We start from the raw sequence: 12,474 nt of genomic DNA, 5'->3' as shown, positions 1-12,474 counted from the left end.
ATTGATGGATGATAACGTGTGCTAAAACCTTCCTTTCCTCTGTTTGCTTCTTTACTTCTGTTTGGCTGTGCTCAGCCAACCGATCGGGCTCAGCAGTATCTTGATGGCGAGTTCGCCGATCCGCTTAATAAAGTCGAACAAGTCAACTCAAGCAAGCCGCGCGATTTTACCGAATTTGCCCGCCAATCTGAGGCGGTAGTGAGCAACTCTCCATCGCTGGCGGCGCTTTATCAACCGCTGTACGAAAAACTCAATGAGTGGGTGTTGCAAAGCGGCGAGCCGAGTGAGCTGAGCGCGTTTGGCATTCAAACCGCGCAGCTCGGCGGTGGAGATAAGCAAGGCAATGTATTGTTTACTGGCTATTTTTCTCCGGTGATGGAGCTTCGCCATCAGCCTGATGAGCGTTTTCGCTATCCCGTTTACCGCAAACCGGAGTGTAGTGAAGATTGTCCGACCCGCGCGCAAATTTATGCTGGTGCACTGCAAGGGCAAGGATTGGAGCTTGGTTACGCAGAGAATTTGATCGATCCGTTTATCATGGAAGTGCAAGGCAGCGGCTTTGTTCATTTTGGTGACGACGATACGCTGGAATATTTCGCTTATGCCGGGAAAAACAACAAAGCGTACGTCAGCATCGGTAAGGTGTTGATTGAACGTGGCGAAGTGGCACGAGAAAAAATGTCGCTCAAGGCGATCAAAGATTGGGTGCTGCGTAACGATGAAGCCAGTGTGCGAGAACTGCTCGAACAGAACCCTTCTTTTGTCTTTTTTGCGCCGCGCGCCGCAGCGCCTGTGACGGGAACGGCTGGGATCCCTCTGCTGCCGATGGCTTCGGTTGCCGGCGATCGCTCGATTTTCCCGATGGGCACGCCGATTTTGGCTGAAGTACCGCTGCTCAACGCTGATGGCACTTGGAGTGGGGCTCACCAATTGCGCCTGCTGATCGTGCTCGATACGGGCGGGGCGGTGAAACAGAACCACCTAGATCTCTATCATGGCATGGGGCCACGAGCGGGAACGGAAGCGGGCCATTACAAACATTTTGGCCGAGTATGGAAATTGGGTTTGGAAGGCACGCCAACGCAAGCCCCTTGGGCAATGCCACCGGAAAAGCTACAATAGCTTTTCCTCATCTGGACATTTCCTCTTAGAGTGCGTATAAATCGCACTCTTTGTTTTTCTGGCGAGCTTTGGAACTTAGATTATGCGCGAAATCGATACCCCTGCCTCTGATAGCTACAACCTACGATTTGGTGGCACGCGTCGTTTATATGGCAACAGTGAAGTAGAGATACTTCGCGCCGCGCACGTGTGTGTGATTGGCATTGGCGGCGTGGGCTCTTGGGCGGTTGAAGCGTTAGCGCGAACCGGGATTGGCGAGCTCACTCTGATCGATATGGATGATGTGTGTGTGACCAACATAAACCGTCAAATTCATGCGATGAGCGGTACCATCGGGCAGAGTAAAATCGAAGTGATGGCTGAACGGGTCAAGTTGATCAACCCAGAGTGCAAAGTGAACTTGATTGACGATTTTATTACGCCTGACAATCAGCACCAGTATCTCAGCAAATCGTTCGATTACGTGCTGGATGCGATTGACAGCGTCAAAGCCAAAGCGTCGCTGCTGGCATACTGCCGTAGTAACAAAATCAAAGTGATCACCATTGGCGGTGCGGGCGGACAAGTGGATCCGACCCAAATCCAAGTGGCGGATTTGACCAAGACGATTCAAGATCCGCTGGCGAAAAAAATCAAAGATACTTTGCGTCGCCATCATAACTTCCCGAAAAATCCAGCGCGTAAGTTTGGCATAGACTGTGTGTTTTCCACTGAGCAGTTGAAATATCCGCAAGCGGATGGGTCTGTTTGCGCGGTGAAATCGAGCGCCGAAGGACCAAAACGGATGGACTGTGCCAGTGGTTTTGGCGCCGCGACGGTGGTCACGGCCTCGTTTGCTTTTATCGCCGTGGCGCGCATCGTAGAAAAGTTAATCCAAAAGCACAAACAGTAATTATTTGTCTCAATGTCCCTGCAATATTAGGAGCCTCACCATGTCTGATTTTCCCGCTTCCCCTTTTGGTTCTGAGATCAACAGCGATGAGATTGTGTCGGTGATGCAAGGCTTCTCTGGTTGGGAAGATCGCTATCGTCAGGTGATTTTGTGGGGCAAACAGCTGCCAGTGATGCCTGAAGCGCTAAAATCGGCGCAAATCACGGTGGCTGGCTGCGAAAGCCAAGTTTGGCTCTTGAGCCAGCAGCGGGATGGGCGTTGGTACTTCTGCGCCGATTCAGACGCACGCATTGTGCGTGGCTTGATTGCACTGGTGATGGCGGCGTTTGACGGCAAGAGTGCCGAGCAGATTTTGGCCTTTGATATCGATGATTACTTCACCAAACTGGGTTTGATTGCTCACCTTAGCCCGTCGCGTGGCAACGGGCTAAAAGCGATTGTGGAGCAGATCAAACAGCAAGTTCAAACCGACTAGACAACTCATCCACAAAGGAGAGACTCGCTATCTAGCACCTAGCACCTAGCACCTAGCACCTAGCACCTAGCACCTAGCACCTAGCACCTAGCACCTAGCACCTAGCACCTAGCCCCTAGCCCCTAGCCCCTAGCCCCTAGCCCCTAGCCCCTAGTACCTAGCACCTAGAACCTAGAACCTAGTCCCTCTCTCTTCCTCACAACAACTCGAGTGCTTTTTTCACCGCAGCGATAAGACGCTCAACATCGTCCATGGTGTTGTAAATCGCAAACGACACCCGCACAGTGCCCGAGACACCTAACGCGTCCATCAGAGGATGGGCGCAGTGGTGGCCTGCACGCACCGCAATGCCTTGCTGGTCGAGCAAAGTGGCGATGTCTTGATGGTGTACGCCGTCAACGACAAAAGTCAGCACCGACGCATTCGCTTGGTAACCGAGCACACGAATATCATCGATGTTGACGAGTGCCTGATACGCCGCGGATTGCAGCTGATGCAAATGCGCTTCGACCTCTTGGCGCTCAAAGCCTTGATACCACTCAATCGCTTTCGCTAGGGCAAGTGCCCCCGCAACGTTGGGCGTGCCCGCCTCGAATTTGCCCGGCAAAGCGGAAAACGTCGTCTTGTCAAACGACACCCTCTCTACCATTTTCCCGCCGCCATGCCAGGGTGGCATCGCGTCCAGTAGGGCGAGCTTGCCATACAAAACGCCAATACCCGCGGATGCATAAAGTTTATGCCCTGAAAAAACGTAAAAGTCGGCGTTTAATTCCGCGACCTTCACAGGCTCGTGCACAATGCCTTGCGCCCCGTCGACCACCACAATGGCCCCCACTTGGTGGGCAAGTGTAATGATTGCTTCAATCGGTTGACGGCTGGCGGTGACGTTAGTGATTTGCGCCACGGCAACAATTTTACATCGGTTGCTTAAACGCTGCGCAAAGGCCGCCATGTCCCATTGGCAATCTTGGGTCATGGGGATTTTCACCACTTTTGCCCCCGTTTGCTCGGCGACCATTTGCCATGGAACGATATTGGCGTGATGCTCCATCTCACCAACCAAAATCTCATCACCGGGCTGTAAAGTGCTGCGCGCATAGGTCTGGGCGATCAAGTTGAGCGCCTCGGTGGCGCCGCGTGTCCAGATGATCTCTTGGTCACTTTGCGCGCCGATAAACTGCGTGACGCTATGCCTTGCCTGTTCAAACTGGCTGGTGGCTTCGGCGGTTAAACTGTGGCTACCGCGATGCACATTGGCATTGTGTCGGCTGTAGTAGTGGCTGATGGCATCAATCACACATTGAGGTTTTTGCGTTGTAGCTGCGCTGTCCAGATAGACCAGCGGTGAGCCATGGACGCTTTGTTGCAGCGCGGGAAATTGCGCGCGTACCGAATCGACGTCAAACATCACTCTTCACCCAGCTTGTGGTAGTTCAGCACTGGAACCGTCACCATCGGCTCGGCGACTTGGCGAGCATGCTGTTTACCGGAAAGCAGAATGATGATTTCCATAGCAAATTCCAATGCAGTGCCCGGCCCTTGGCTAGTGAGCAGATTGTGGTTGACATCGTAAGTCACCCGTTTGGCGCGCCAGTTATCCTGTGGGATGTGCGCGCGAAAATTGGGGTGACAGGTCATGAGCGCCTTGGGGTAGAGGTTGTGGTGTTGCAACACCAGTGCAGGCGCGGCGCAAATTGCTGCCAGCAGTTTGCCTTCGTACATATGCTGTTTGATCATCTCTAGCAGCAGTGGACTGTCGCGAAACGCCTCTGCACCCGCAACGCCGCCAGAAAGAATAATCACGTCAAAGGGTTCATCGGCGACGTCGACCAAAAGGCACTGGGCACCCAAAATCACGCCGCGCGACGCCGTGACCGTTAGGTTGCCCTCAAAGTCGGCGCTGGCGACCGTTACTTCATACCCGGCGCGCACCATCATATCAATGGCGGTGACCGCTTCCATCTCTTCGGTTCCCGGTGCAATCGGCACCAAAATTCGTTTTGTCATGATGTTGTCCAGCTCTGTTCTATCTGTTTGATTTGTTCAAACAGTTTTTGATTGTGAGGCGTTTCAATGTGATGTTTGGCAGCGCAGCGCAGTAAGTAACCGTTAATAAAGTCAATTTCGCTTTTGCGTTGGTAATAGATATCTTGCTGCATGGAGGAGTAATTTTCGGCGGTTGCCTCTACTACCTGCATGACGCTGCGCAGCAGATCAGCGTGATTGCTCGCGATTCTTTCGCGTTGCATGACGGCGGCAAGTTCTGCGCTGACTTCACTCAGCATAGGCGCAAAACGAGCGTCTGCCAGCTGACCATTTTTGCATTGATGAATGGCGGTGAGCGGGTTGATGGCGCAATTGATTGCCAGTTTGGTCCACAGGGCGTGCTCAATCTGTTCATTCCAGTGCGCCGCGGGCAGGGCGTGGTCAAACACGTCAGCGAGAAAAGCGCACTGCTTACCAAGCGCATTCACTCCGCCAAGTTGGGTCGTGCCTAAGCCGGTGTGCAAAACCTGCTGGCGCGAAGGCTTGTATGCCCCGTGTGTGGTGGTGGCTATGACCAGTGGATTGGCGGGTAACAAAGCCGCTACCTGTTCAGCCGTGCCCATGCCGTTATGCATTAGCACAATTATGCTGTCGCTTGAAAGGGAATCGACCAGCGGTGCTAAAGCCTCTGCAACCTGCCAAGCTTTAACGGTGACAAGTAACAGATCCGCTTGTTCTATCTCCAGGCGCGACTGATTGGCAAAAGAGTATAAGGGGCCTTGATCCAACTGCAGTGAGAGTGTCGGAGCATTCTCTCTTGCCCACAGTGCCACTTTGTGGCCAGCTTGCTGTAATTTGAGCGCCCAAAGTGAGCCAACCGCGCCCGGGCCTAAAATGACAATGTTCACCAAATCATCTTCATCAAAAAGGATTTGCTGCAAGGATAATGAGGGAATTGGCGAAAGCAAATAAAAATGGCGCTCGAAAGCGCCATTTTTGCATTACAACTAAGTTCAATTAGAACTTGTAAGTCACGGCAAGGTAGTGGGCTACGCCAGTTGACTTAAATGCATCAGTATCTTTGATACCGTAGATATCTTTGTATGCTTTTAGGCCGTAACCTACCGCATAGCGATCTGAGTGCCAGTAGAAACCGTTAAACATTGCACCACCGCTGCTAGCAGAAGAGTACTCTTCTTTCATGCCAAATTGGTAGTCAATGTAACCTTGGTAAGAGATAAATGAACCGTTTTCAAAGAAGTAGAAAGGTTTAAACCAGTTGGTAGAAACTTGGAAACCGTTCCAGTCTTTTTGAGAACCATCGTAGGTTGCGTATAGGTTTAGACCAACTTTACCCAACCAAGGCACATTGACATCTGAACCTAGACCGATTTTTTGGTTGTTTGGACCTGATTTGCCACCCCATTCCATTAGAGTTGCAACGTACAGCTCTTGTACTGGACCAAACGAAAGGTCTTGACCTGTTAGGCCATCAATTGACATGCGAGGAGCGAACTTCATGAACAGTTTGTCTGCGTTTGCTTTATCGCTGCCAGAGTCTGTTGTTAGGTTAAATACATCTACGTAACCGTATAGGTCGAAAATACCAGAGCGGCCGCCAAATTCCATCTCTAGGTAATCATGTGAAGATTCACCTGGAAGCTCGTCGAATGCACCCATTAGGTTAAACTGCATCCATTTGTAGTCATTCTTGTGGATGTCATCTGAGTAGTCAGCAGCCATAACTGGTGCTGCAGTGGCTGCTAGCAGACCAAGAGTTAATAGTGATTTACGCATAGGGGAACTCTCTATATTTGTCACGGTGTTAAGACACACGGTTCGTGTGCTTGTGTTATCTGATTTGCGCGCATCATAGCGATTTAAATCGCAAATAAAAGTGATGTGAGTGCAATTTCTCTTCAATTTGGGTGATCGTGATCTCCTTTTGGAACGAAAGTTGGGAACTTTTATAAAGCTATCAATCTGGATGCAGGTGGGGATTTGTTGAAAGCGAGAAAGAGGCATGGTTGTTAATAAATTGCCTTCATTGTGATCTAGGTAAAGGATTGCGCGTAGAAAGCTGCAGAAGTTTTAAGCGGGGTGACTATGACGCAACTAATGCTTTTTCCTCTCAGCTCAACCGTGTTACCAAGCGGAAAAATGAAATTGAGGATTTTTGAGCCAAGATATAAACGCATGGTGAAAACGTGCTGTGAGCATAATATGACCTTTGGCATGTGTTTGGTGGATAGAAGTGCAGGGCGCAGTACTTTGTCCCAATGTGGAACGGAAGTGAAAATCATCGATTTTGATGTCTTGCCGGATGGCCTGCTGGGGATTACCGTGCAGGGCGTGCAGCGCTTTACTATCGAGCAAATAGCGCTTGAAGAAGATGGTTTGCGTTTAGCGACTGTGCAGCCACTGTTACCTTGGCCGCAAACCGAGCTGCCTGATCAAGAGAGTTACCTTGGTAAACAGCTTGAGCAAATCTACGCGCAATTTCCTCAACTGGGTGAGTTGTACCCGCAAAGGCTTTACACTGATGCCAACTGGGTGACGCAGCGTTGGCTGGAAATCTTACCACTTAGCGTGCAACAATTTGAACAATTTGCCGGACATGCCGATTGTTCTAGTGGACTAAACTTTCTGAGCCAAGTAGTGGAAGATGACAGTGCACGCGTCAAGCACTAAGCAAAGCACAATCAAGCGAGAAAAATGTGCGTGATGACACTGATCCATACGCTGAACAATGACGTATACCCCCAAAGCGAGCATAACGCCTTCAGAAAGGACTGGCTATGTTGAATGAAAATCCTCAAGCGATGACCCGGCAAGATTGGTCGGTGTGCATGGACAGAGTGAAAGAGAAAGATCGGCAAGCCTTTGCTGTTATCTTCAACTTTTACGCGCCAAAGTTGCGTCATTTCGCCTACAAACATGTGGGCAATGATCAAGTTGCTTTGGAGTTAGTGCAAGAAACCATGATGACGGTTTGGCATAAAGCACATCTGTTTGATGGTAGCAAAAGCGCACTTTCTACTTGGGTTTATACCATCATTCGTAACCTTTGCTTCGATTTACTGCGCAAACAGAAAGGCAAAGATTTGCACATTCATGCCGATGATATTTGGCCGAGTGATTACTACCCACTTGACTTAGTGGATTGCTACAGCCCGGAACAAGATCTACTTAAAGAACAAGTGATCAAATTTCTTCAATGTTTACCTAAAGCACAGCGAGAAGTGCTGCAGGCAGTGTACATCGAAGATTTACCACAACAGCAAGTGGCAGAGATGTTCGATATTCCTCTGGGGACAGTTAAGTCACGTTTAAGACTCGCGGTAGAGAAGTTAAGACACAGCATGCAGGCGGATAAGTTATGAGTTTTCACCCCGATATTACCATGTTGCAGGCGTATGCCTGTGGAGAAGTCGACGCGGTCACTGGGCTGATGATGGCAACTCATTTGGAAACCTGCCCTGAGTGTCAGAAAGCGGTCGCAAAACTGGAAGGAGCTCAGGCGCAAAATGTGTTTGCCCCAAGCTCTGCTCAACTGGTTGAGGTCGATTTGACTGACATGTTGGAGCAAGTGATGGACAGCCAGGTTCGCTCCGATGCTCGCGAAGTTTATGATCGCCGATTTGTTACAGTTAAAAACCGTCGTTTCACCTTGCCGCAGACGCTGAGCCGCTACGCGGATTTGCTGGCCGACTGGCGCAGTTACGGTGGTAAGGTCTACAGTGCACCAATTGATTTTGGCGAAGAGGCGCGAGTCAATCTGATGTATATCTCTGAAGGGGTGCAGATCCCGCAGCACACACACAAAGGTCTGGAAGCGACCTTAGTGCTGCACGGAAGTTTTAGTGATGAAGATGGTGAGTACGAGGCCGGAGACTTCTTGCTGCGCGATGCTTCGGTCAAGCATAGTCCAAGAACAAAAGCGGATGCCGATTGCTTATGTTTGACGGTGCTTACCGAGCCGATGGTGTTTACTCAAGGCGTGGCGCGTATCTTCAATATGTTCGGACGTGGCATGTACCCTTAAAAAGCACAAGGCTTGCAAACTCTGCAAGCCTTTCTCTTATCCTGTTTATCGTTTTCATCCAACACTGTTATCGCGCTCTGTTACCTATTGTGTCTTCAACTCGCTATCCGTTTCAGCCTCGACTTGGTCGTTTTGTGCCGCTTTGTTTAACACATCGCTAAAGTAGTGCCGTAGCGAGTAAAGCATTATTAAACTCGGGATCACCATCACCGCCGTGGCGATAAAGAACATCGACCAATTGTCCAGATAATCTACCAGCTCGCCACTAAACGATGCCAGTGTTGTGCGGCCAAAGTTACCCAGCGATGCCAATAGTGCGTACTGAGAAGCCGAAAAAGCTTGCCCCGTGACGACGGTGAGGAAAGAGACAAAGGCGACGGTTGAAAACGCAGATGTAAAGTTATCGACCACGAGAGTGGCTAAAAAGAGCTGCTCATTTGGCCCGACTTGCGCTATCCAAGCGAACATCAGGTTGCTTGCGGCCATTGCCGTGCCGCCAACCATTAATCCTTTCACAATGCCAAAACGAACATTCACCATACTACCAATTAGGGTGAAAAACATGGTGATGCCCCAACCGAGCAGCTTAGAGTAGTAGCCGATTTGCTCATTACTAAAGCCAATCTCCTTGTAAAAAGTGATCGACATGCGGCCAAGAAAGGCTTCGCCAATTTTGAACAGAAAAACAAACAAAAGCAGTGTGATGGCGACGCGCGTACCGTTGCGTTTAAAGAAGTCGATAAAGGGTTCGAGTACCGTCACACTCAGCCAAGCGAGCCATTTCGAGCCGACGACATCACTGTGACGCTTTTGCGCAGCGGCCTGTAGTTCGTCGCGATGGGTAACGGGTTCCCCAACCAGTAAGGTGAATAACATGAGCAAAGCGACAATAGCCGCCATGCCGTAATAAACACCGTTCCAGCCAATCGAATCTGCGTTCACAAAAGCCAAGTAGCCCGGCAGTGAATACCCCGTCCACCAACCAATTACCGCCATGGCAGACGCTTGCGGCAGCTTTGAGGTGTTGGATTTGGGAAAGGTATCGATACGAAAGGCGTCAATCGCGACATCTTGCGTTGCTGAGGCGATGGCAATGACCAGCGCTAATGCGGATGTTAAAGCGAGATTGTCAGCTGGGTTGACGCCTGCAATTAGCAAAGTGGCCAACAAAACAAATATCTGACAAAGGAAAATCCAGCTGCGTCTTTGGCCCAAACGCGCGTGCAGCAATGGGATTTTCACTCGGTCCACCAGTGGCGCCCAGAGAAAGTTGATCGCATAGACGGCAAACACACTGCCAAAATAACCAATGGCAGCTCGAGTGAGTCCGGCATCTTTCAACCAGCCAGACATGTTTGAGCCAATCAGAACCCAAGGAAAGCCGCTTGAGCATCCGAGCATAAATACCCACAGCAAGCGTCTGTCTAGGTAGCTTTGTAAGGTTTCACGCCAAGAAATGGCAGGGGAAGAAGACATAACCTATCCCAGAAAAATAGAATGCGCCCCTTTTGGTTAAGGGGCGAATCATTATGGAAGTAAAGTGGTTTTGGTGATGATAATCGGCTCGACCGGAATGTCGCGCATCCGGCCCTGGCTCTTCGTTGGCTTAGTGGCCATCTCTTGTACCACGCTAAAGCCGTCGGTCACTTTGCCAAACACCGCATAACCCGGAGGCTGCACATCATAGTTGAGAAAATCATTGTCATTGAGATTAATGAAAAATTGCCGCGTGGCTGAATGCGGGTCTTGAGTGCGTGCCATGGCAATGGTCGCAGTGTTATTTCTTAGCCCGTTATTGGCTTCGTTTTTGATCGCATCGTAGGTCGGTAAGCGGTTCATCTTCGCATCAAAACCACCGCCTTGTGCCATAAAGCCAGGGATAACACGATGAAATTGTGAACCGACGTAGCTGCCATCATTCACATACTTAAGAAAGTTGGCAACGGTGTTGGGGGCTTTTTCTTCATCCAACTCAATGGTGATCGTACCGAGTGTCGTTTCAAACGCCACTTTAGGCCCTGCGTATGCCAGAGAGCTAAGCAGAGCCATCGTCGCGAGAATGGCTTTCATGGTCGGTTTAAGCATTAGAAACGTTCCTGCATGTATGACTGCAACTCTTGATCATTGGCGATTTCAGCCATCACCAAATTGAGCACATCATTGAGCACCATTTCGATCTCTTCGTCCGAAGCGCTCAAAGAGCCAGTGCGCTGCGCTGTGCCGTTGTAGGTTTTTTCCAACTTACCACGCGGCGTTTCTGCGGTAACCACCAGCACGACTTTGGCGTCCATCTCATTTTGCATCACGCTGTGGCGCACGTTGACCAGAGCTTCACGTACCTCTAAGTTGATCAAGTTATTACTGTTGAGATCCACTTTATAGCCTTGTGAGGAGAACTGCTGCTCCAGCAGGCTTTCCAGTAGAATACGCATATTTTGTTTGGCGTGCAGTGGCAGAATGTTGGAACGACCACTGTCGAGTAGGGCAACGTATTGTGCGGCGCGCAGATCTTTACTTGTTAGACTGTAAGTTTTGCCCTGTACAAGTGGATTGGTGCTTAAGGTCGCTTGCGGACTCAGATTGAGTTGTTCCTGCTGAGGAGTCGAACAAGCTGCAAGCAGGGCGATAGAAGCGGCGATAACCAGTTTTCTCATGGTGTATTCCTTTGTTAGCAACGGTGGCTTATAACCTAACATTAAAATCAAGAATGGAGCGGATTAAAACTAGCAGCTTACTTAGTTGCCTGTAAAATCACAAACTTACTATTTGAAGCGACGAGCTTTACATTCTTCTCACCGTAAAGGCGTCGTAGCTTGGCATCGTACCCTAAATGGCGATTGCCGATCACCAAAAGTTTCCCCTCTTTTACCAGCACCCGTTTTGCATCACAGAACATCTGCCAAGCAATATGGTCAGTGACGGTTTGTTGCTGATGAAATGGCGGGTTGCACAAGATCAGATCAGCACTTTGCGAAGAAAACCCTTCCAAGCAGTTGTTAGCAACAAATTCCACCTTGGCCGCGTGTTCCGTATTGTGTTCAATGTTGAGTTTTGCACTGGCCAACGCCATAAAGCTTTCATCCACCAAGGTGATTTTAGCCTGTGGGTTGAGCCGCGCGGCTTTGACCGATAACACTCCGTTGCCGCAGCCTAAATCAATGATGTGTTTGAGTTTTTCATCGCTTGGAATATGCTCCAGCATAAAGCGAGCACCTAAGTCTAAACTTTCACCAGAATAGACATTTGGCAAGTTTTGCAGCGTCATGTGATGCTCTGGTACATCCCAACTGACGATCGCTGCTGGTGATTCTGGTTGTGAACAGTTGGCGTGACAAAAGACAAGGCGATGCTTTTTCCACGCTAGTGAGGTTGTGGTCGTACCGAGATGTTTCTCAAACAGATTCAGCGTGGAAGTGTGAATATCTCTGGCCTTGTTGACCGCAATGACGGGAATATTGCTTGGGAGGGCTTGGTGAAGTTGGCTTAGCTGCCAAACTAGATGGCGATTGCTTTTGGGCAATTGCATTACAACCAATTGAATGTCATTGGGTAGGGCGTCCATTGACGTCAGGATAGTGACATTATGGCATTGATTCACTTGTAAATTGTGCTGTGCGCCCTGATGAGAAATATAGGAATCGCTCATCAAGGTCACTTTATGTTTGGCTGAGAACCAGCAGGAAAGCGCCCCAAAATGGTCGTTCAACACTAGAATGTTCTGGCCCGGGTTTAAGTCGAGTGCTTCGACATGATTGATCAGATACTCATCTCCGGCGTCCCACGCTTGCAGTGTTTCATTGGTTAATTTTGGATATCTGAAGAGGGTGAGGTTTCTGTCGTGAAGAGAAAGATCGGTTTTCATAAAATGGTGCGTGTCATATTGAGTTCTAACAATATTCTCGCAGATGGGCGGCAAACAAGATAGGCGGAGCCTACAAAAAAACACAACGGATC

At 49.7% G+C, this 12,474-nt stretch carries 14 protein-coding genes; 6 read left to right on the top strand and 8 right to left on the bottom strand.

Translation table 11 applies throughout. The features are described from left to right. Window positions 1-18 precede the first annotated feature (18 nt). The 3 genes from mltA to csdE all read left to right on the top strand — a co-directional run bounded on the left by mltA (window position 19) and on the right by csdE (window position 2,489). Window positions 19-1,122, top strand: a complete 1,104-nt coding sequence (mltA, locus tag EWA64_RS05170) for a murein transglycosylase A (protein WP_061894970.1) — start codon at window positions 19-21, stop codon at window positions 1,120-1,122. Window positions 1,123-1,204: 82 nt separating this feature from the next. After that, window positions 1,205-2,014 (top strand): tRNA cyclic N6-threonylcarbamoyladenosine(37) synthase TcdA, encoded by an 810-nt coding sequence (gene tcdA, locus EWA64_RS05165; RefSeq protein WP_061894969.1) that lies wholly within the window; start codon window positions 1,205-1,207, stop codon window positions 2,012-2,014. Window positions 2,015-2,054: 40 nt separating this feature from the next. After that, window positions 2,055-2,489 (top strand): cysteine desulfurase sulfur acceptor subunit CsdE, encoded by a 435-nt coding sequence (gene csdE / locus EWA64_RS05160; protein ID WP_061894968.1) that lies wholly within the window; start codon window positions 2,055-2,057, stop codon window positions 2,487-2,489. Window positions 2,490-2,685: 196 nt separating this feature from the next. Here csdE and csdA read toward each other — a convergent pair whose 3' ends face one another. The 4 genes from csdA to EWA64_RS05140 form a co-directional block, all read right to left on the bottom strand. Then, a complete protein-coding gene (csdA, locus tag EWA64_RS05155) occupies window positions 2,686-3,897 on the bottom strand; it encodes a cysteine desulfurase CsdA (protein WP_061894967.1) in 1,212 nt (403 codons plus the stop codon). Beyond that, window positions 3,897-4,496 (bottom strand): DJ-1 family glyoxalase III, encoded by a 600-nt coding sequence (locus EWA64_RS05150; RefSeq protein WP_061894966.1) that lies wholly within the window; start codon window positions 4,494-4,496, stop codon window positions 3,897-3,899. The genes csdA and EWA64_RS05150 overlap by 1 nt, the downstream gene beginning before the upstream one ends. Then, window positions 4,493-5,383, bottom strand: coding sequence for a 2-dehydropantoate 2-reductase (gene panE / locus EWA64_RS05145; RefSeq protein WP_082796688.1), 891 nt, complete (start codon window positions 5,381-5,383; stop codon window positions 4,493-4,495). The genes EWA64_RS05150 and panE overlap by 4 nt, the downstream gene beginning before the upstream one ends. A gap of 109 nt (window positions 5,384-5,492) precedes the next feature. Continuing rightward, window positions 5,493-6,272 carry a nucleoside-specific channel-forming Tsx family protein gene (locus EWA64_RS05140; RefSeq protein ID WP_061894965.1) on the bottom strand — a complete coding sequence of 260 codons (780 nt, stop codon included), beginning with the start codon at window positions 6,270-6,272 and terminating at the stop codon, window positions 5,493-5,495. A gap of 309 nt (window positions 6,273-6,581) precedes the next feature. Between EWA64_RS05140 and EWA64_RS05135 the strand changes: the two genes are divergently transcribed. The 3 genes from EWA64_RS05135 (at window position 6,582) to EWA64_RS05125 (ending at window position 8,520) form a co-directional block, all read left to right on the top strand. Continuing rightward, on the top strand, window positions 6,582-7,166 hold the full coding sequence (locus EWA64_RS05135) for an LON peptidase substrate-binding domain-containing protein (RefSeq protein WP_061894964.1): 585 nt from the start codon (window positions 6,582-6,584) through the stop codon (window positions 7,164-7,166). Window positions 7,167-7,273: 107 nt separating this feature from the next. Beyond that, on the top strand, window positions 7,274-7,858 hold the full coding sequence (locus EWA64_RS05130; RefSeq protein ID WP_061894963.1) for an RNA polymerase sigma factor: 585 nt from the start codon (window positions 7,274-7,276) through the stop codon (window positions 7,856-7,858). Beyond that, complete coding sequence (locus tag EWA64_RS05125; protein WP_061894962.1) at window positions 7,855-8,520, top strand: ChrR family anti-sigma-E factor; 666 nt, start codon at window positions 7,855-7,857, stop codon at window positions 8,518-8,520. Before EWA64_RS05130 ends, EWA64_RS05125 begins: the two co-directional genes overlap by 4 nt. An 84-nt stretch (window positions 8,521-8,604) precedes the next feature. Here EWA64_RS05125 and EWA64_RS05120 read toward each other — a convergent pair whose 3' ends face one another. From EWA64_RS05120 to EWA64_RS05105, 4 genes are all read right to left on the bottom strand, one after another. After that, on the bottom strand, window positions 8,605-9,996 hold the full coding sequence (locus EWA64_RS05120) for an AmpG family muropeptide MFS transporter (RefSeq protein ID WP_061894961.1): 1,392 nt from the start codon (window positions 9,994-9,996) through the stop codon (window positions 8,605-8,607). Between the two features lie 51 nt (window positions 9,997-10,047). Continuing rightward, the gene (locus EWA64_RS05115; RefSeq protein WP_061894960.1) at window positions 10,048-10,605 is read right to left on the bottom strand and encodes a peptidylprolyl isomerase; all 558 of its coding nucleotides are present in this window, start codon (window positions 10,603-10,605) and stop codon (window positions 10,048-10,050) included. Further along, window positions 10,605-11,174: a YajG family lipoprotein gene (locus tag EWA64_RS05110; RefSeq protein ID WP_061894959.1), complete on the bottom strand. Its 570-nt coding sequence runs from the start codon at window positions 11,172-11,174 to the stop codon at window positions 10,605-10,607. The genes EWA64_RS05115 and EWA64_RS05110 overlap by 1 nt, the downstream gene beginning before the upstream one ends. A gap of 77 nt (window positions 11,175-11,251) precedes the next feature. Continuing rightward, window positions 11,252-12,382, bottom strand: a complete 1,131-nt coding sequence (locus EWA64_RS05105) for a methyltransferase (protein WP_061894958.1) — start codon at window positions 12,380-12,382, stop codon at window positions 11,252-11,254. Between the last annotated feature and the right edge of the window lie 92 nt (window positions 12,383-12,474).

The organism is Vibrio cidicii, assembly GCF_009665415.1.
Classification (GTDB): Bacteria; Pseudomonadota; Gammaproteobacteria; order Enterobacterales; family Vibrionaceae; genus Vibrio; species Vibrio cidicii.
The sequence above is the reverse complement of the archived record's forward strand: the minus strand, read 5'-3'. Positions and strand labels throughout refer to the sequence as shown.